Here is a 17,509-nt window from a genome sequence, read left to right on the forward strand (position 1 = left end):
ATGTTGATTTGACCGCAGATACAAGCAAGATAATGGACCCTGCCTGGATGCAGCGTGGCCGAAGAATTGCGCTGATCAATCCCACCAAGTTTTTAGGCAATCTGCTGCTGTCAGGTCAGCATATTCAACATCTGGTTTCATATTGCGCCGATGAGGGAATCGAGCTGCTGCTGGTGCTGGATAGCGGTTTTCGGGAGCTTTTCGAGCCAGCCTTTCAGGCACCCGGTGTGCACTTTGTATATTATCCTCGACAGTTGCTCAAGGCTCGCCGGCAGCGCCTGAAAGCTGCCAGGGCATGGCTCGCGTGTGTGCGTTCTATCAGAAGATTTCAGGCGGATCTCGCCTTCACAATTGAAGAAGACTCAGTCAGTCACCGTCTTGCTCATCTTTCGGCCGCCAGGTTCAGGGTCAGCAGTACTGAAGCGCGTTACCAGTTTGGTTTTCACAAATATCTGCAGGTTGAACGTGCCAATCGAGCTGCCGGAGAAAGGTCGATCTGGTACGCCTACCGGGAAATCTTCAGCCAGCTTGCGCTGCCAGTTCCCAGTGACAAGGCCTATCCAGTATTATCAAGCGTCACCGCTCAAGTACCTGCCCTGGAATCCGGACAATCTGATCGACCGCTGTTCATCATTCACGCCGGCGCAAGTAAACACTATAAGAGATGGCCAGTTGCCAGCTTTATTGAACTGGCTTTGCGTGTCATTGAACGTGGTTACCATGTCGTTTTGATCGGTGCCGGCGCCGGTGACGCAGCGCTCAACACAGCCGTGCTGGCGGGTTTGGGAGAGAGCCACAGGCAGTGTACAGACCTTTGTGACCGCCTTGATCTCAAATCACTGGCCGAATTGTTTGCCGCTGCCGCCTTTATTGTCGGAAACGATAGCGGCCCTTCGCATCTGGCCTCTGCGCTGGGCTTGCCGGGTGTGGTAATCTTCGGTCCCACAATCGAGGCCATATGGCGGCCGCTCGGTCCACAGACCAGGGTCATTCAGCACCGGCATGTTTGTCTTAGCGACTGTACACGCCACCATTGTCGTCAGGCATATGCCTGCCTATCGACCATCCAGAGTGATGAAGTTCTGGAGAGTGTTCCTGAGGTGAACGCAGCTGTTGAATCAGCGGCAGACGGCAGCGTGTCCGAGATCAGGTCTCAAGACGTCCGAATCAAGCAGAAAGGGTAGGGAGCGAACAAACAACATGGAAAAATCGTTACGCATACTGGTCACAGGCGGGGCGGGATTTATCGGCTCAGCCGTCGTGCGGCAGATCATACAGCACAGCTCGGACTTCGTCCTGAATGTCGACAAGCTGACCTATGCAGGCAACCTGGAGTCACTGGCCGCTGTCAGCGCCGATCCCCGCTACCAGTTTGCACAGCAGGACATCTGCGACCGGCAGGCCATGGATCAGTTGATTGCAGACTTCCAGCCCGATGCAGTGATGCATCTGGCGGCCGAGAGTCATGTGGACAGATCGATAGATGGTCCGGCAGCCTTTATTGAAACCAATATTGTGGGGACGTATACCCTGCTTGAAGCTGTGCGGTCGTACTGGAATCAGCTACCTGAGGACCGACAATCACAGTTCCGTTTTCATCACATCTCGACCGATGAGGTCTACGGCGACCTTGAGGGGCCTGATGAACTGTTTACCGAGTCGACACCGTATGCGCCGAGCTCCCCTTACTCCGCCAGCAAGGCAAGTTCAGATCATCTGGTCAGAGCCTGGCGTCGAACCTATGGCTTACCTGTCATTGTCACCAACTGTTCGAATAATTACGGTCCCTATCATTTTCCAGAGAAGCTGATTCCCCACATCATTCTGAATGCCATACACGGCAAACCCCTGCCAGTTTACGGTGACGGAAAACAGGTGCGTGACTGGCTGCATGTTGAGGATCATGCCAGGGCTCTGCATCTGGTCGTGCGGCAGGGCATACCCGGTGAGACCTATAATATCGGCGGTCACAACGAGAAACAGAACATCGATGTTGTTAAAGCGATCTGCGAACTGCTGGATGAGCTACACCCACAGTCGCCAGTCACGCCGCATGCCAGTCTGATTACTTTTGTAAAGGACCGGCCAGGCCACGATCTGCGTTATGCGATAGACGCGTCCAAAATCCAGCGGGAATTGGGCTGGGTGCCAAGAGAAACCTTTGAGAGCGGATTACGCAGTACGGTGAAGTGGTACCTTGAAAATGCCACCTGGTGGGGGCGTGTGCTGTCAGGCGATTATCAGCTTGACCGCCTGGGCGACAGTAACTGACAAGCCGGAAGCACTGCGGCGGGCGCTGAATTGGCTTATAATTGCGCCGCGTAATTCAGTGTATGGGCAAGATTTTAAAACAGCATTTAAAACAAATATTTGCAGGAGAAGTCTAATGATTTATCAAGGCAAGGGCATAGAGGTCAGTAAACTCGAGTCGGGGATTGCGAGACTCTGTTTTGATCTGCCTGACTCCTCCGTCAATGTTTTTAATGCACTGATGCTTTCGGAGCTGGACGCCGCCATAAAAGCCATTGCAGCCAGTGATGCCACCGGTGTCATTTGTGTCAGTGGCAAAAGCAGCTACATTGTCGGTGCCGATATCAAGGAGTTCACTGACAAATTCAAGTTGTCTGAGTCCGAACTGCTTGAATGGGTTGCAGGCGCGAACGCCGTTTTTGATGCGCTGGAGGATCTGCCCATCCCAACGGTTGCTGCGATCAACGGCATGGCTCTGGGCGGTGGCTTTGAGCTGTGTCTGGCGGCCGATTATCGTGTCGGCAGCGAGGCAGCCGTGCTAGGCTTCCCGGAAGTCAATCTGGGGATCTGCCCCGGTTTTGGCGGCACTGTCAGAGCCTTGCGTCTGCTGGGCGCTGATCCGGCAATTGACATGGTACGCAGCGGCCGCCACGTAAAGGCGGAGCAGGCGCTCAGCGATGGCGCGCTGGACGTGCTGGTAACATCAGATGCGCTTGAAGATGCAGCCATCGAAGTGATCGAGCAGGCACTGTCTGGAGAGCTGGATATCTGGGAGCGCCGCAAACAGAAAACCTCTCCCGTGACGCTTAGCCCGGCGAGTCTTGAAAAGGTTTTTTCGGCCGGCATGGCGCGAACGCGCAAAGACGCTGGCAGCAACTATCCAGCAGCGGAAACGGCCGTGCAGTCAATGTGGGATGGCGCTACCAAACAGCGTGACGATGCGCTGCGCCATGAGAACCAGGCCTTTGTAAGACTGGCGCGCAGTGAGGTGGCTGGCAATCTGGTTCAGCTGTTCCTGAATGACCAGTTCCTGAAATCGCGTGCCAAAAAGCTCTCTCGCGACGTCAGCCCTGTGAAAAAGGCAGCTGTGCTGGGTGCTGGCATTATGGGTGGTGGTATCGCCTATCAATCGGCTTTACGTGGCACTCCCATCATAATGAAAGATATCGCCCAGCAGGGATTGGATCTCGGTCTGCAAGAGGCAGACAAATTGTTGGCCAAACAGGTCGACAGGGGTCGCATGGACAGCGCCAAGGCAAAAAAGGTTCTGTCTGCGATCAGTCCTACGCTGGATTATGCAGGTTTCGACCAGGTAGACCTGGTGGTTGAGGCTGTCGTTGAAAACCCCAAAGTCAAACAGGCGGTGTTGGCCGAAGTCGAGAGCAGTACGCCGGATAACAGCGTGCTGACCTCCAACACCTCAACGATTTCAATCACTCGTCTGGCCCAGGCATTGAAGCGTCCTGAGAACTTCTGCGGCATGCACTTCTTCAATCCGGTCCCATTGATGCCGCTGGTTGAAGTCATTCGCGGAGAGAAAACCGGGGACGCTGCGATTGCCAAAACTGTTGGCTACGCGCTGTCCCTGGGCAAGATGCCCATCGTTGTGAACGACTGCCCTGGATTTCTGGTAAACCGTATCTTGTTTCCCTATTTCGGTGCCTTCTGTCAGCTGCTGCGGGACGGGGCAGACCTGCGCGAAGTAGATCGTGTCATGGAAGCCTTCGGCTGGCCTATGGGGCCGGCGTACCTGCTGGACGTTGTAGGTATCGACACCGCTTCGCACTGCATGAAAGTCATGGAGGAGGGGTTCCCGGATCGGATGAGCTATGACTTCACAACGGCAATCGATCACCTTTACGAGCTGGGACATTATGGTCAGAAAAACGGTCTGGGCTTCTATAAATACGAAACCGGCGGCGGTGGGCGACCCACCAAGGTCTTCGATGAGCAGATATTGAAGACGCTGCAGCCACTGCAGACAGGTCAGCAATCGCTTTCGGATGCGGAGATCCAGGAGCGTATGATGGTCGCTCTGTGTCTTGAGGCTGTACGCTGCCTTGAAGACAATATTGTCAGCTCTGCGGTTGAGGTGGACATGGGCCTGCTGCTGGGTCTGGGCTTTCCGAAGTTTCGGGGCGGGGCATTGCGGTTTATTGATAATATGGGTGTTGCCGCGTTCTGCCAGATGGCAGACAAGTATGCAGAGCTGGGACCGCTTTATCATCCCACCAGTGGGTTGAGAGAGATGGCTGCTGCCGGCAAAACGTTTTACTGAGGGTGAAAGCTGTGGAATACATTGAGGCCAGTCAGAGTCACACATTGGCGTGTGCATCAGAGGCGCCTGGCATCGCACAAAAAACGGACGAAAAACGTCTCAATCGCTGCCGTAAGAGTCTGCGACGGGACGTTGGCCGCGCCATCGCTGATTTTAATATGATCGAGGATGGCGATTTTGTCATGGTCTGCCTCAGCGGTGGTAAAGACTCCTACACCATGCTGGATGTTCTGCTGCACCTGCAGAAACATGCTCCCATTGATTTCAAAATCAAGGCTGTGAATCTCGATCAAAAGCAGCCGGGTTTCCCCGAGCATGTACTGCCTGAATATCTGGAGTCTATTGGCGTCGACTACCATATCATTGAGCAGGACACATTCTCGATTGTGAAAGAGAAAACACCCGAGGGCAAAACCTATTGTGGCCTTTGCTCCCGCTTGCGGCGCGGCAACCTGTATACCTACGCCCGTCAGATTGGTGCGACCAAAATTGCGCTGGGTCATCACCGGGACGACATCGTTGAAACGCTGTTTCTGAATATGTTTTTTGGTGGCAAACTGAAAGCCATGCCTCCGAAACTGTTGAGTGATGACAAGCAGAACATTGTGATCCGTCCGCTGGCTTATGTTGCCGAGAAAGATATTGCGCGTTATGCGAAATTGCGTGGTTTTCCTATCATCCCGTGCAATCTGTGTGGCACGCAGGACAACATGCAGCGGCAGGAAATGAAGGCCATGCTGCAGGCATGGGAAAAGCAGTGGCCAGGCCGAATTGATAACATTTTCCGCAGCATTGCCAATGTGGAACCGTCGCAGCTCGCCGATACGGGCTTGTTTCCATTCCGCGACCTGAAGCTGGATCGGGAATCGTTCAACCGGATCCAGGCGATCAATGTTGCCTGATTATGGATATACCCTGGCAGGCATTGCCTGAAGACACACTGACTGCATTGATCGAAGAGTTCGTTTCGCGTGAGGGTACCGAGTACGGCTGGCACGACTATTCGCTGGCTGACAAAGTTGCTCAGGTTCGCCTGCAGTTGAAACGGGGTGAGGCCAGAATCGACTTCGATCCCGATAGCGAAACATGCAATATCGTGGCGGCGGATGGACGGCGGCCATGAGCCGAAACAGAAAGATACAGCTTATATGAGCAAGGAAATACCCATCAATCATCACCTCGACGCATCGGGACTTTTTTGTCCCGAGCCTGTGATGATGCTTCACAACCGTATTCGTGATATGCAATCCGGAGACGTGCTTGAATTGCTGGCCACCGATCCGTCCACGACAAGGGATGTTCCAAAATTCTGCATGTTCCTGGGACACGAGCTGCTTGATCAAACTGAAGCCGAAGGTCGTTATCGCTACCTGATCAGGAAAAGCGAATGAACGCGCCGCTGTATCTGGTTGACGCGTCGATTTATATCTTTCAGGCACACTTCTCTCCGGCAACAGTTGCCTACGCTACAGATGGCAGTGATCGCAGTGCATTTGTCGGTTTCGCCCGTTTTCTCATACGTTTTCTGCGACAGCTCAGGCGTCGCCACGATGAGGTTCTGGTCGCTGTGGCGTTTGATCAGAGCCTGTTCTCTGGTTTTCGACACCAGCTGTATCCAGCCTACAAATCCAATCGCGTTTTACCTGACGACAATCTTGCGCTTCAGCTTGATGCGTGTTTCCACTTGTGTGAGACCCTGGGTGTAAGTGCATTTGGCAGTCGCCAGTTTGAAGCTGACGATATTATCGGCACACTATGTATAAAGGCAGCTGATGAGCAGCCAGTTACCATAGTCAGCCGGGACAAGGATCTGTCGCAACTGCTGCTTCGACAGCAGGACAGGATCTGGGATTTTCAGTCCCAGACCTTTCGCAACCGTGATGACATACAGTTGCGCTTTGGCATCTGGCCGGAGCAGTTCCCCTGTTATCTGGGGCTGGTGGGTGACAGTATTGACTGCATACCGGGCGTACCAGGCCTGGGGCCAGTTGCAGCGCGTCATTTGCTGCAGGCTTACAGTGACCTTGATGTGCTGTACAACGAGATCGACTCAGTTGCGAGCCTTGGTTTTCGCGGTGCCAGAAGCTGCCAACAGAAGCTGGAAACTCACCATGAGCAGGCACAATTGAGCAGACAGCTGGCACGAATAGTCTGTTGCCATTCTGAAGACTGCGCTGAGCCATTTGCAGCCGTTAAGCCAGAAGCACTGCTCGCGCGTGGTTTTGATCAGCCGGGCTTTACCGATCTGTTAAGGTCTCTCGCGATTGACGAGAAAGAGACACAACGATTGATTCGACAGCTGGACGGCGGCATTGTCTGACGTAGTACGTAGTTTGAAAATTTGGCTTGTTTAATTACTAAGGGGCTGCGATGAAAATAGTTGCTGACCAGAACATACTGGCACTGGATAAGTGGCGGGCCAAAGACATCGAACTGGTCATGAAGTCGGGCAGAGATATCGTCAGTGCTGATCTGCGTGATGCGGATGCTTTGCTGGTTCGTTCTATTACGACAGTCGATGCCGAACTACTGGCCGGAAGTCGAGTCCGTTTTGTCGGAACCGCCACCAGTGGTACTAATCATATTGATATAGACTGGCTAACTTCCAATGATATTTACCTGGCTGATGCCGCCGGTGCAAATGCCGGTGCAGTCACTGACTATGTACTGGCCTGTCTTGCCGAGCAGATTCGTAGTGCCGGTTTCGATCCGTGGGCTGCGAGTATTGCGATTGTTGGTGTTGGTCATGTGGGGGGGCTGCTGGCAAGGCGCCTGAAAGCGCTGGGCATCAGCTGCGTGGGTTGCGACCCATTTCAACAGAATGTCGACGGACTTGAGTACGTCTCATTCGAGCAGGCCCTGCAGGCCAATGTTGTCTGTCTCCACACTCCGTTGACACATGATGGCCCTCATGCGACCCGCAGCATGATGAATGCCGAAGCGTTCTCAAAGATGCGACCTGACGCTATCTTAATCAATGCCGGACGGGGAGAGGTTGTCGACGACGAGGCATTGCTGACTCACTTGACGAAACAACGTCACTTTGTCGCGATCCTTGATGTCTGGCACAACGAACCGAACCCGTCCCGTGATGTTGTCAATGCCGCAAGTCTTGCGACACCACATATTGCAGGTTACAGCGTTGAAGCAAAACTGGCCGCGACACAACGCATTCTGAAAGCACTGGTGAACCATTTTGACTTGCCGGCATCCCTGGCTTCAGTCAGCAGATTGCCCTGCGTCGTTCATGACTCGCGTTACGAAACGGCTGCAGGGTCGGGCAGACAGCCAGGGCAGGGTAGTGACTCGGCCGTATTTGCAGATTACCTGCTGCGCGCATTTTCACCAGCACGTGTCGCTGCTACTTTCAGGCTCCAGTACAATAAAGCTTCCCACGATGAGGGCGCGATAGTCTTTGACAGGCTGCGCAGTCAGCTGGTCGGCAGACGTGAGTTTTCCGCCAGCCATGTTCATGCCGCCGGACTAAGCCCGCAGGTAGCGGGCTGGTTACATGCCGCAGGTTTTGTACTACAGGCTTAGCACTAGTGTGATTGCGCCCACTTGCTCAGGAAACGCTCTATTTTGTCCATCGCCTGCTGCAGAACATCTTTAGTGGGCAGGAAAACGATGCGCAGGTGTTGGGTGTCCTCTATGTTGAACGCGCTACCCTGCACCAGCAGAATTTTCTCTTTCTCCAACAGCTCCAGGATGAATTGCTGGTCATCAATAATCGAGTAAGTTGACGGGTCCAGTTTGGGGAACATGTAAATAGCCCCCTTGGGTTTCACACAGCTGACGCCCGGAATGCTGACCAGGGCATTGTAAGCTGCGTCACGCTGATCCCTGAGACGGCCACCTGGAATGATCAGTTCGTTAATGCTCTGGTAGCCTCCCAGTGCTGTCTGCACAGCAAATTGAGCAGGTACGTTGGCACATAGACGCATGTTGGAAAGTATTTCCAGTCCTTCTATATAACCTGTTGCCTGCTCTCTGGCGCCGCTAAGTATCATCCAACCAGAACGGAAGCCAGCCAGTCGGTATGACTTGGAGAGGCCGTTGAATGTCACTATGAACAAATCGTCACAGAGAGATGCAATGGGTGTGTGCACTGCATCGTCGTACAGAATCTTGCTGTAAATCTCGTCAGAAAAAATAATCAGCTTGTGCTTACGGGCAACTCGTATCAGATCGAGTAGCAATTCAGGGCTGTAGACGGCACCTGTGGGGTTATTCGGGTTAATAATGACCATCGCACGCGTTTTGGGCGTGATTTTCTTTTCGATGTCCGCGATGTCAGGAAACCAGTCGGCCTGCTCGTCACAGATGTAGTGCACTGGGTTGCCCCCTGCGAGGCTGACCGCTGCCGTCCACAATGGATAGTCCGGTGCGGGCACCAGAACCTCGTCACCATTGTTAAGCAGTGCCTGCATGGCCATGACTATCAGTTCGCTGACGCCGTTACCGAGATAGATGTCATCAATGTCGACGCCGTCAATGCCAAGCTGCTGGCACTCCTGCATGATCGCTTTACGCGCTGAAAACAGCCCTTTTGAATCACTGTAGCCTTGTGCATTGGACAGATTTCGAATCACGTCCTGCAGGATTTCGTCGGGTGCCTCGAAGCCGAAAGGAGCCGGGTTACCGATATTCAGCTTCAGAATTCGGTTGCCTTCTTCCTCAAGTTGCTTGGCAACTTCGAGTACCGGGCCTCTGATGTCATAGCAGACTTTGGCGAGTTTGTCCGATTGGCCTATCTTGATCATATCTCCGTTTCCAGGATGTGCCTTGAGGCCGGATATTGTAAACTGACGTCAAAAAAATGATAGAGGCACGTATTTTATAAATTTCCGAATTACACCACCCTGAGGTGACAGAACATGAGTGACAAGGTGACTGACAACAAGGCAGCACTGAAAGAAAAACTGGATGCTGATACCTACAGAATCGTCTGCGACTGCGGAACCGAGCCAGCATTCACCGGAAAGTACTGGGATTGCAAAACGCCCGGTGTCTATCATTGCGTCGTCTGTGATGCTGCGTTGTTTGATTCTGAAACCAAGTATGATTCTGGTTCCGGCTGGCCAAGCTACTACCAGCCAGTCGACAGCAGCTCGGTCACAGAGCGTGCAGACCATTCGCTGGGCATGGCGCGTACAGAGATCCTGTGTGCCAACTGCGATGCTCATCTGGGACACGTTTTCCCTGACGGTCCACCGCCGACTGGGCTGCGCTACTGCATCAACTCCGCTGCGCTGAACCTGCGACCACGATAAGGAAGATCAAGGCTGCCAATGTTGTCACATGCAAAATCGCAATGTGCTGTCCTGATGGTATTGGCAGTCGCAGTTGCCGGAACATCCGATGCCGTGGCGCAGGCCGCCGATGAAGCAGCGGCATCGTTGATTGAGTCAGACTCGCCTGCGTCGATAGGGCATACTACGGCTATAGCCCTGTATTACAGTCGCGGGAAATACGGCGAAGATTCCTCCACCCGCATACGCTATATGCCTGTTTCTCACGAGATTGATGGTTCCAACTGGCGTCTGAAAGCCACTGCTCCGATGGTGGAAATCAGCGGCCCCGGCAACATTCTGGTCAATGTAGGCCGGGTAGGGGACGACAGTGGAGGGCGCGTATCAGAACGAGGCGTTGGCGATGTGCTGGTTTCTTACACCTACGAGCTTCCTGCAGTTTCTGAGAGCCTGCCTTTTTTTGATATCGGCTTTGAGCTAAAGCTGCCCACAGCAGACGAAAAGCGTGGTCTGGGCACCGGTAAACTTGACGGCACACTGCAGCTGGATGCGTATCAGGTCGCAGGTCCGATGACCTTGTTCGCGACACTGGCATGGAAGTATCGACAAGCCAGCCCGGTATTCCAGGACTTGCGCAATAGCTGGGTGGTCTCAGTCGGACTTTCCTACCCCTTGGCTGAAAACTGGCAGGGTGGTCTCATATACGACTTCAGAGGGGCTGTCTCAGAGTTTACAGGTGACACGCACGAGCTCATTCCGCATCTGAGCTGGAGCCCGGACCCACGCTGGTCAGTCATGATGTATCTGGTTGAGGGTTTCACGAACGACAGTGCCGATCTGGCGATCGGCACTCAATTGAGCGTTCGCTGGTAACCAGGATCTTAATTCCAGGACTAGATTCGCATCGGCTGCGGACGTGGTGCTGTTACTGCGGCGCGATCGATGGCTGGCCTGATGCGCTGGAATGGTGGCAGCTCGGGGCGCTGTATGCGCTCAGGAGATGCGCGCCGGTCAATTTCACCGTCCGCTGCTTGCTGCTCATCCGGCAACTCTGAATTGTCAGACAGATGATCCACTACCTGGTACAGCTCAGGCCGCTCAGTAGAGTCAGCCTCGTCCAGATTTTCGGGCGCAGTTTGTCTGGCAGGTGTGATGACAGTTTCCTGTGCCAGCGCCTCAGTATCGATGACATCAGGCAGCTCGGGAACAGTCAGATTGATTTCCAGCGGTGCCTGCTCAACAGTAGTCTGCTCCGCAAGATCCAGCATGCGACGGGTGTGCGGAGGCAGCTCCGCTGAATCGGGATCGAAAATCCGCAATGCATCGGGATCAACCTGTTCAGTGTCTGGCTGGCGGAACGGATCCTGCGGTAATGGAGTGCGTTGCAGTTCTATCGCGGGCGCCATCGCATCGGGTGCGCCAACTGCGAGCTGATCCTGGCGCTGCATCCATGGAGCCGGCCACGCCTCCCGGCTTTGCAGTGGCTCTGTCGTTTCTGGCTGAGACTCAATGGGAGATCTGGATTCCGGCTCAGAGCTGTCAGGCTCGGTGTCATCTGTATCAATTCCACCCAGAAATGGGTTTGGCGAGCCCGTGCCGCCCAGGCCACTATCGCCGAACTGGCCGGTTTTACCGGTACCGCCCATGCCGCTTCCCTGATCGTCACCACCCGGGATGGCACGCAGTACACCGACGCTCTGGGTAGCGATAATCAGGCTGCAGGCGAACAGCAGCAGGGCTGCCAGCAGGGCAACCGGGTAATGACGCAGCGCTAGTATGGCTTTAGCCATGGTCGGGATCCTTGACCTGATCTTCTTGCAGATCATTGTAATGAAAAATACCGAAATTCATACGGTAGCTGCGATGACTTTTTGTCGAGTTTGTGACGTGGGACGCTTTATCACGCTGCTGCAGCGCCAGCGCACGCTGGTTGACAGCAATCAGGGCCTGCATACCAAGCTGTTCAGCCAGCGCCTGAAGCTCTTCGACTGACGCTTCGCTGAGTTGATCGTAGTACACGGTACGATCCATCATCGGTGGTTTTCTGTTCAAAAGGTTGTGGGTGCCTGCACTGATATGATCATGCAGTGACTTGCCAAAAAAGAATGCCTTCTCGTCAAAGCCCTGATGGGGGGTAAATGCCCCGGTATCCAGTATCACTTTGTCTGTTTCATCAAGCGTCGCCACACCCAGGCGCAGCCATTCGTCGAGTATGACGCGTGGGCGAATGTCCTTGCGGCAGACGCGTTCCACCAGCTCTTCGAAACTTGGTTCTTCGCCAGTGGCGGCCAGAGGCAGCGGCAGTGGATGACCCTCACTGTCGCAGAATCGCGTGTCGCCCATCCAATGACCGATCATTTGCGCGCCAGTGGAGACAGTGCGTGACAGTGGGGCGTTGTCGGTGTGCTCGGAACGCAGGCGTTTGACGTCTTTTCGGTGAACTCCCGTAAGAAGTGTGATCCGGCTGTCTGACGGGCGTTTCCCGGCAACCGGAAATTCCGTTTCGGCCACTTCTACGTACACGGTTTTCAGGAGATTTATCAGATAGGGGTAGGTGATCTGGAATGACAACAGCAATTTGACCAGTGGTCGAACCAGTTTGCGAATGGCATTGACCAGCGTTTCCGGCGGTTGTCCTGGAGGCGTCGGGCTATTGGGCGTTGTTGAATTTCCACTCATGCGCTGGAGTATAACGCTGGGTGGGAATAAATCCCACATAAAATTCGTCCTACTCAGGCAGTATAGCCATTGGTAGTATTGACGTGGGAAAAATTCCCACTTACTATTCAGTCGTACCCAGACACAGGTGAAGTATGTTAGTTCCAGTCCGAGAAGAGCGCCGCACGCTGGGAAATCCCGGCGAGCAAGTCGACACGCCTGCCAACAGCGCGGTAAATGGTCGCACGCGTTGTCTGTCGCTGGCGGCTGGCGGACAGCTGGCCTGGTCTGAATTTGGACGCCGTCACGGATATCCCGTGCTGTATTTTCATAGCCAGGGCGGTTCGCGCCTGGAAGGGCAATTGCTACATGAGGCTGCAGTTGCCGCAGGTTTCAGACTGATCGCCGTAGATCGTCCGGGCATCGGTCTCTCAAGTTTCCGGCCTCTCACGGGGCATTCCCAATTTAATACTGATCTGATTGCTCTGATTGACCATCTCGACCTGGAGTCAGTCGCTCTGCTGTCCTGGGCTGGAGGCGGGCCATTCGCTCTGGCATTTGCACAACGGTACCCGAATCGGGTCAGTTCAGTGAATATGATGTCACCCTTTCCGGTGATGCCGGATTCGGAGTCCGCCCTGTCTCGCATTCTACTTGCCGGCTTGAGAGGCGCCATTTATCTACGTCACTCACTGCTGTCAAGACGGGTGGAGCACTATATGGATCGTGCTCGCGAGCGGCTCTGTTATTCCGACCGTAAGCAGTTCGATAATCCTGGTGTGCGACGAATTCTCAGGCAGGATGCTCTGGAAGCCTCGCGTCAGGGTGGGCGTGGCGTGGCCTTCGACAGTGCGATGAGTTTTCGCAAGTGGGATTTTGATCCGGCAGGCGTCGTTGCGCCGGTGCATTTATGGCAGGGTGGGGCGGATACACTGTCTGTGCCATGTTCAGCACTGCGGCTGCATGCCGTTCTGTCCGGCGCCGTGTTACACACGGTGGCCAGACAGGGTCATCTGTTCTTTACGACGAGTGCTGATGATATCTTTCGGGCCTGCCGGCAGGCATTGTGTCAGCGGGATTGACGTCCAAGCTGTGCGCTTATTCGAAAATGTGGTTTGGTGCTGACCGGTTGCTGCTGGGCAGCCAGGTCCTGAATGAAGCGTGTCAACATCAGCTCTGCCTCGGTTCGGTAACGGAACGGGCCCACATCTTTTCCTTCACGCGTTCGGAAGTACCAGAGTCCTGACTTGCTGAATAGCCGATCGGTGCGTGCGTGCTCTACCGAGACACGGTCACCTGCGCGTACGGCGCTGGTTGTTCCGCTGGTCGCGGATTCAGTTTTATCGGTTGCGAGACTGCCGTTATTCAGGGTGACGGGCGTGTACATGTTGATCACCAGTTTGTTGTTGTGTTTTTGTTTAGTACTGACTTGGATAGTAGACCAGATGTTCAGGCAAAAATATCCCTCTTCTGAAAATAATTTGTAAAACGTCGCGAATGCCCGCCATCCCTGACTGTCAGCGATTATTTATTGAATAAACAGCGGTGATATGGGACAATCGCGCTCTTCAAATTTACCCGGTTTTCACTTAAGCCATTGAAATGTTTGATGGAAATCGGAATAGTAAGCCCATAAACACCGTTGATACTACGCTGGCGTGGTGGGCACGCCGGTTTGCGAGGACATTTCATGCAAGTTTCGATCGAAACCACGACTGGATTAGAACGCCGGATGACCGTTACCGTACCGGCGACAGAAATTGACAGTGCTGTTGACGCGCGCTTGAGCGAGGCAGCCAAAACGGTCCGCATCAACGGTTTCCGCAAGGGCAAGGTCCCCATGAAGGTCATCCGCAACCGTTTCGGTGCCGGCGTACGTCAGGAAGTCCTGGGCGATGTGATGAATCGCAGCTATTACGCCGCCCTGAATGAACAGGGTGTCAAACCTGCGGGTCAGCCGAAAATTGAGCCAAAAACTCTTGAAGAAGGCAAGGATCTTGAGTTTGTAGCCGTATTTGAGGTTTATCCGGAGATTGAATTGTCTGACTTCAGCAAAATCAAGGCTGAGAAGCAGGTCGCTGAGGTGACAGACAAAGATATCGACACAATGATCGAAAATCTGCGTCAGCAGCGCCAGGGCTGGAAAGAAGTCAAACGTCAGGCGCGCAATGACGATCGCGTGAACATTGACTTCGTTGGCACCATTGATGGAGAAGAGTTTCAGGGTGGCTCTGCCAAGGGTACCAATCTGGTTCTTGGCTCAGGCCGTATGATAGAGGGCTTTGAAAAGGGTTTGCTGAAGTCCAAGGCTGGTGACGAAGTCACGCTGAACCTGAACTTCCCGGAAGATTATCGTAACAAGGATCTCGCCGGCAAGCCGGTAGAGTTCAAAGTGACGGTTAACAGCGTGGAAGCACCTGAACTGCCGGAACTTAATGATGAATTTTTTGCCGCATTCGGTGTGACCGAGGGCGGTGAGGAAGGCTTCCGCAAAGAAGTCAAAGAGAACATGGAGCGTGAGCTGAAGAAAGCCAGCAAAAATCGCCTGAAGTCTGAAGTCATGGATACCCTGCTTGACCAGAATGACGTAGACGTACCGTCTGCGCTGGTAGCCGCAGAAATCAACGTATTGCGTCAGCAGGCCCTGCAGCAGTTCGGTGCGGGAGCGAAAAACCTCGACGCCAGTCTGCTGCCAGATGACCTGTTCCGTGAGCAGGCAGAAAAGCGCGTAAAACTGGGTCTGATTCTGGGTGAAGTGATCAAGCAGCAGTCAATGCGTGCTGATCCGGCCAAGGTGCGTGAAGCGATTGAAGATATCGCCGCCACCTATGAACAGCCAGAAGAAGTCATCAACTGGTACTACGGCAACAAGGAGCAGCTGGAAACCGTTGAATCCGCTGTGCTGGAAGATCAGGTATTTGACGTAATTCTTGAGCAGGCGACCGTGAAAGAGAAAAAAGTCAGCTATGATGAGCTGACCAAACCTCAGCAGGAAGCAGCCGAGGACGACAAGAAAAGCACCGCCAAGGCCAAAAAACCGGCCAAGAAAAAAGCCGCTGCCGCCAAAGACAAGGACAGCGAATAAACAGCGTTAAGTAGAGAAGGCCCGATTGATGCCATACAGAACCACAGTTAGCAGTGAATCGATGTTGTCCATGATCGAGGCCAATCTGGTGCCGATGGTGGTCGAGCAGAGCGCCCGCGGTGAGCGGGCCTATGACATATACTCACGCCTGCTAAAAGATCGCGTGATCTTTCTGGTGGGACCCGTGGAAGATCATATGGCCAATCTGGTCGTTGCACAGCTGCTGTTCCTGGAATCAGAGAACCCGGACAAAGATATACACCTGTATATCAACTCTCCGGGTGGTGCTGTTACGGCGGGTCTGTCTATTTACGACACAATGCAGTTCATCAAGCCGGATGTCAGCACGATGTGCATGGGTCAGGCAGCCAGCATGGGGGCGTTTCTGCTGACTGGTGGCGCCAAAGGCAAACGTTTCGCATTGCCGAATTCGCGCATGATGATCCACCAGCCAAGCGGTGGAGCGCATGGTCAGGCATCAGATATCGAGATCCAGGCGACCGAAATTCTCAAGATGCGTCAACAGCTTAATGAGATTATGGCGCACCACACTGGCCGTCCTCTGGACGAGATTGCACGTGATACTGAGCGAGATAACTTCATGAACCCCGAGCAGGCAGTGGCCTACGGCCTGATTGACAAAGTCATCTCTCGCAGGGCAGTCTAAAAGGCCAGAACAGTAGTTATACAAGGGTTAATGCATGGCAGATGATCGCTACAATAAGGGTGATGACAACGGCAAGCTGCTTTATTGTTCATTCTGTGGCAAAAGTCAGCACGAAGTCCGCAAGTTGATCGCAGGCCCTTCGGTGTTTGTGTGCGATGAGTGCGTGGATCTGTGTAACGATATTATTCGTGAAGAGATCCAGGAGAAGGAAGCCGAATCGGGACGCAAGAAATTGCCCGTTCCCGAAGAAATCAAGGCGACGCTTGATGAGTATGTTATCGGTCAGGACCAGGCTAAAAAGGTTCTGTCGGTGGCCGTCTACAACCATTACAAGCGCCTCGGTTACGATAACAAAGGCACTGACGTCGAACTCGGCAAAAGTAATATCCTGATGATCGGCCCGACCGGTACGGGCAAGACATTGCTGGCCGAGACGCTTGCCCGATTGTTGGATGTGCCGTTCACCATTGCCGATGCTACCACTCTGACAGAAGCTGGTTATGTGGGTGAGGATGTCGAGAACATCATCCAGAAGCTGTTGCAGAAATGCGACTATGATGTTGAAAAGGCTCAAATTGGTATTGTCTACATCGACGAAATCGACAAGATTTCACGTAAGTCCGACAATCCTTCAATCACCCGCGATGTGTCAGGCGAGGGTGTGCAGCAGGCGTTGCTGAAGCTCATCGAAGGCACTGTGGCTTCAGTTCCGCCGCAGGGTGGTCGTAAGCATCCGCAACAGGAATTCCTGCAGGTTGATACCTCCAATATTCTATTTATCTGTGGTGGCGCGTTTGCCGGCCTGGACAAGATAATCCGCGATCGCTCTGAAAAAAGTGGTATTGGTTTCACCGCAGAGGTTCGCAGCAAAGACGAAGACAAGCTGCTGGGCGATGCCTTCCGCAAGGTTGAGCCAGAAGATCTGGTCAAGTTTGGCCTGATACCAGAGTTTGTCGGCCGTCTGCCAATGATTGCCACGCTGGACGAGCTGGACCTGGATGCGCTGGTGAGAATTCTTAAAGAGCCCAAGAACTCACTGGTTAAGCAATATGCCAAACTGTTTGATATGGAAGGCGTAGAAATTCAGTTCCGCGACGACGCACTGCAGGCGGTTGCCCGCAAGGCGAAAGAGCGCAAAACTGGCGCGCGTGGCCTGCGGTCAATCATGGAAAGTGTACTGCTGGACAGTATGTACCAGATTCCCTCAATGGGTAATGTCACCAAAGTGATCATCGACGAGGCAGTCATCAAAGGTGAATCTGAACCGCTGTTGATGTACGAAGCTGATCAGCAGAGCTCTTCTCGCAAGGCGGACTGAT

Annotated in this window: 17 protein-coding genes and 1 pseudogene; 14 read left to right on the forward strand and 4 right to left on the reverse strand. The window is 53.7% G+C overall.

Features of this window, described 5'->3' with window-relative positions:
- Window positions 1–32 precede the first annotated feature (32 nt).
- The 8 genes from LVD14_RS10485 to LVD14_RS10520 all read left to right on the forward strand — a co-directional run bounded on the left by LVD14_RS10485 (window position 33) and on the right by LVD14_RS10520 (window position 8,068).
- Complete coding sequence (locus LVD14_RS10485; RefSeq protein ID WP_237134034.1) at window positions 33–1,184, forward strand: glycosyltransferase family 9 protein; 1,152 nt, start codon at window positions 33–35, stop codon at window positions 1,182–1,184.
- Window positions 1,185–1,200: 16 nt separating this feature from the next.
- On the forward strand, window positions 1,201–2,271 hold the full coding sequence (rfbB, locus tag LVD14_RS10490; protein ID WP_237134035.1) for a dTDP-glucose 4,6-dehydratase: 1,071 nt from the start codon (window positions 1,201–1,203) through the stop codon (window positions 2,269–2,271).
- A gap of 115 nt (window positions 2,272–2,386) precedes the next feature.
- The gene (gene fadB, locus LVD14_RS10495; protein ID WP_237134036.1) at window positions 2,387–4,528 is read left to right on the forward strand and encodes a fatty acid oxidation complex subunit alpha FadB; all 2,142 of its coding nucleotides are present in this window, start codon (window positions 2,387–2,389) and stop codon (window positions 4,526–4,528) included.
- Between the two features lie 71 nt (window positions 4,529–4,599).
- A complete protein-coding gene (ttcA, locus tag LVD14_RS10500) occupies window positions 4,600–5,430 on the forward strand; it encodes a tRNA 2-thiocytidine(32) synthetase TtcA (RefSeq protein WP_237134653.1) in 831 nt (276 codons plus the stop codon).
- Window positions 5,431–5,432: 2 nt separating this feature from the next.
- The gene (locus LVD14_RS10505; RefSeq protein ID WP_237134037.1) at window positions 5,433–5,651 is read left to right on the forward strand and encodes a YheU family protein; all 219 of its coding nucleotides are present in this window, start codon (window positions 5,433–5,435) and stop codon (window positions 5,649–5,651) included.
- Window positions 5,652–5,676: 25 nt separating this feature from the next.
- Complete coding sequence (tusA, locus tag LVD14_RS10510; RefSeq protein WP_237134038.1) at window positions 5,677–5,919, forward strand: sulfurtransferase TusA; 243 nt, start codon at window positions 5,677–5,679, stop codon at window positions 5,917–5,919.
- Window positions 5,916–6,848: a 5'-3' exonuclease H3TH domain-containing protein gene (locus tag LVD14_RS10515; protein WP_237134039.1), complete on the forward strand. Its 933-nt coding sequence runs from the start codon at window positions 5,916–5,918 to the stop codon at window positions 6,846–6,848. The genes tusA and LVD14_RS10515 overlap by 4 nt, the downstream gene beginning before the upstream one ends.
- A gap of 50 nt (window positions 6,849–6,898) precedes the next feature.
- Complete coding sequence (locus LVD14_RS10520; protein ID WP_237134040.1) at window positions 6,899–8,068, forward strand: 4-phosphoerythronate dehydrogenase; 1,170 nt, start codon at window positions 6,899–6,901, stop codon at window positions 8,066–8,068.
- Window positions 8,069–8,070: 2 nt separating this feature from the next.
- Here LVD14_RS10520 and LVD14_RS10525 read toward each other — a convergent pair whose 3' ends face one another.
- Entirely contained in the window at window positions 8,071–9,288 is a 1,218-nt protein-coding gene (locus LVD14_RS10525; RefSeq protein WP_317622733.1) for a pyridoxal phosphate-dependent aminotransferase, read from the reverse strand.
- Between the two features lie 117 nt (window positions 9,289–9,405).
- On the opposite strand from LVD14_RS10525, the gene msrB reads away from it, so the two are divergent.
- Both msrB and LVD14_RS10535 read left to right on the forward strand, forming a co-directional pair.
- Complete coding sequence (gene msrB, locus LVD14_RS10530) at window positions 9,406–9,801, forward strand: peptide-methionine (R)-S-oxide reductase MsrB (RefSeq protein ID WP_237134042.1); 396 nt, start codon at window positions 9,406–9,408, stop codon at window positions 9,799–9,801.
- Window positions 9,802–9,819: 18 nt separating this feature from the next.
- Window positions 9,820–10,653 (forward strand): transporter, encoded by an 834-nt coding sequence (locus LVD14_RS10535; RefSeq protein ID WP_237134043.1) that lies wholly within the window; start codon window positions 9,820–9,822, stop codon window positions 10,651–10,653.
- Between the two features lie 20 nt (window positions 10,654–10,673).
- Here LVD14_RS10535 and LVD14_RS10540 read toward each other — a convergent pair whose 3' ends face one another.
- On the reverse strand, window positions 10,674–11,570 hold the full coding sequence (locus LVD14_RS10540; protein ID WP_237134044.1) for a hypothetical protein: 897 nt from the start codon (window positions 11,568–11,570) through the stop codon (window positions 10,674–10,676).
- Window positions 11,563–12,498, reverse strand: a complete 936-nt coding sequence (locus tag LVD14_RS10545) for a DUF6502 family protein (RefSeq protein ID WP_237134045.1) — start codon at window positions 12,496–12,498, stop codon at window positions 11,563–11,565. Before LVD14_RS10545 ends, LVD14_RS10540 begins: the two co-directional genes overlap by 8 nt.
- A gap of 95 nt (window positions 12,499–12,593) precedes the next feature.
- On the opposite strand from LVD14_RS10545, the gene LVD14_RS10550 reads away from it, so the two are divergent.
- A complete protein-coding gene (locus LVD14_RS10550) occupies window positions 12,594–13,520 on the forward strand; it encodes an alpha/beta fold hydrolase (protein WP_237134046.1) in 927 nt (308 codons plus the stop codon).
- Here the strand turns inward: LVD14_RS10550 and LVD14_RS10555 are convergent.
- Window positions 13,508–13,825 carry a DUF6316 family protein gene (locus LVD14_RS10555; RefSeq protein WP_237134047.1) on the reverse strand — a complete coding sequence of 106 codons (318 nt, stop codon included), beginning with the start codon at window positions 13,823–13,825 and terminating at the stop codon, window positions 13,508–13,510. The two genes, LVD14_RS10550 and LVD14_RS10555, sit on opposite strands and share 13 nt — an antisense overlap.
- 303 nt (window positions 13,826–14,128) lie before the next feature.
- On the opposite strand from LVD14_RS10555, the pseudogene tig reads away from it, so the two are divergent.
- The 3 genes and pseudogenes from tig to clpX form a co-directional block, all read left to right on the forward strand.
- A pseudogene (gene tig, locus LVD14_RS10560) lies at window positions 14,129–15,430 on the forward strand (trigger factor); the annotation flags it as partial.
- A gap of 154 nt (window positions 15,431–15,584) precedes the next feature.
- On the forward strand, window positions 15,585–16,190 hold the full coding sequence (gene clpP / locus LVD14_RS10565) for an ATP-dependent Clp endopeptidase proteolytic subunit ClpP (RefSeq protein WP_317622157.1): 606 nt from the start codon (window positions 15,585–15,587) through the stop codon (window positions 16,188–16,190).
- 34 nt (window positions 16,191–16,224) lie between these two features.
- On the forward strand, window positions 16,225–17,508 hold the full coding sequence (gene clpX / locus LVD14_RS10570; protein ID WP_237134048.1) for an ATP-dependent Clp protease ATP-binding subunit ClpX: 1,284 nt from the start codon (window positions 16,225–16,227) through the stop codon (window positions 17,506–17,508).
- The last annotated feature ends 1 nt before the right edge of the window (window position 17,509 follow it).

The sequence above is a fragment of the Pseudohongiella sp. O18 genome (assembly GCF_021729085.1).
Classification (GTDB): domain Bacteria; phylum Pseudomonadota; class Gammaproteobacteria; order Pseudomonadales; family Pseudohongiellaceae; genus Pseudohongiella.

Coding starts and splice junctions, on each gene's coding strand:
- LVD14_RS10535 (WP_237134043.1), top strand. CDS start 9,820: ATGTTGTCACATGCAAAATCGCAATGTGCTGTCCTGATGGTATTGGCA.
- LVD14_RS10555 (WP_237134047.1), bottom strand. CDS start 13,825: ATGTACACGCCCGTCACCCTGAATAACGGCAGTCTCGCAACCGATAAA.
- fadB (WP_237134036.1), top strand. CDS start 2,387: ATGATTTATCAAGGCAAGGGCATAGAGGTCAGTAAACTCGAGTCGGGG.
- rfbB (WP_237134035.1), top strand. CDS start 1,201: ATGGAAAAATCGTTACGCATACTGGTCACAGGCGGGGCGGGATTTATC.
- LVD14_RS10485 (WP_237134034.1), top strand. CDS start 33: ATGGACCCTGCCTGGATGCAGCGTGGCCGAAGAATTGCGCTGATCAAT.
- clpX (WP_237134048.1), top strand. CDS start 16,225: ATGGCAGATGATCGCTACAATAAGGGTGATGACAACGGCAAGCTGCTT.
- LVD14_RS10520 (WP_237134040.1), top strand. CDS start 6,899: ATGAAAATAGTTGCTGACCAGAACATACTGGCACTGGATAAGTGGCGG.
- LVD14_RS10540 (WP_237134044.1), bottom strand. CDS start 11,570: ATGGCTAAAGCCATACTAGCGCTGCGTCATTACCCGGTTGCCCTGCTG.
- LVD14_RS10550 (WP_237134046.1), top strand. CDS start 12,594: ATGTTAGTTCCAGTCCGAGAAGAGCGCCGCACGCTGGGAAATCCCGGC.
- LVD14_RS10505 (WP_237134037.1), top strand. CDS start 5,433: ATGGATATACCCTGGCAGGCATTGCCTGAAGACACACTGACTGCATTG.
- LVD14_RS10515 (WP_237134039.1), top strand. CDS start 5,916: ATGAACGCGCCGCTGTATCTGGTTGACGCGTCGATTTATATCTTTCAG.
- tusA (WP_237134038.1), top strand. CDS start 5,677: ATGAGCAAGGAAATACCCATCAATCATCACCTCGACGCATCGGGACTT.
- LVD14_RS10545 (WP_237134045.1), bottom strand. CDS start 12,498: ATGTGGGATTTATTCCCACCCAGCGTTATACTCCAGCGCATGAGTGGA.
- clpP (WP_317622157.1), top strand. CDS start 15,585: ATGTTGTCCATGATCGAGGCCAATCTGGTGCCGATGGTGGTCGAGCAG.
- msrB (WP_237134042.1), top strand. CDS start 9,406: ATGAGTGACAAGGTGACTGACAACAAGGCAGCACTGAAAGAAAAACTG.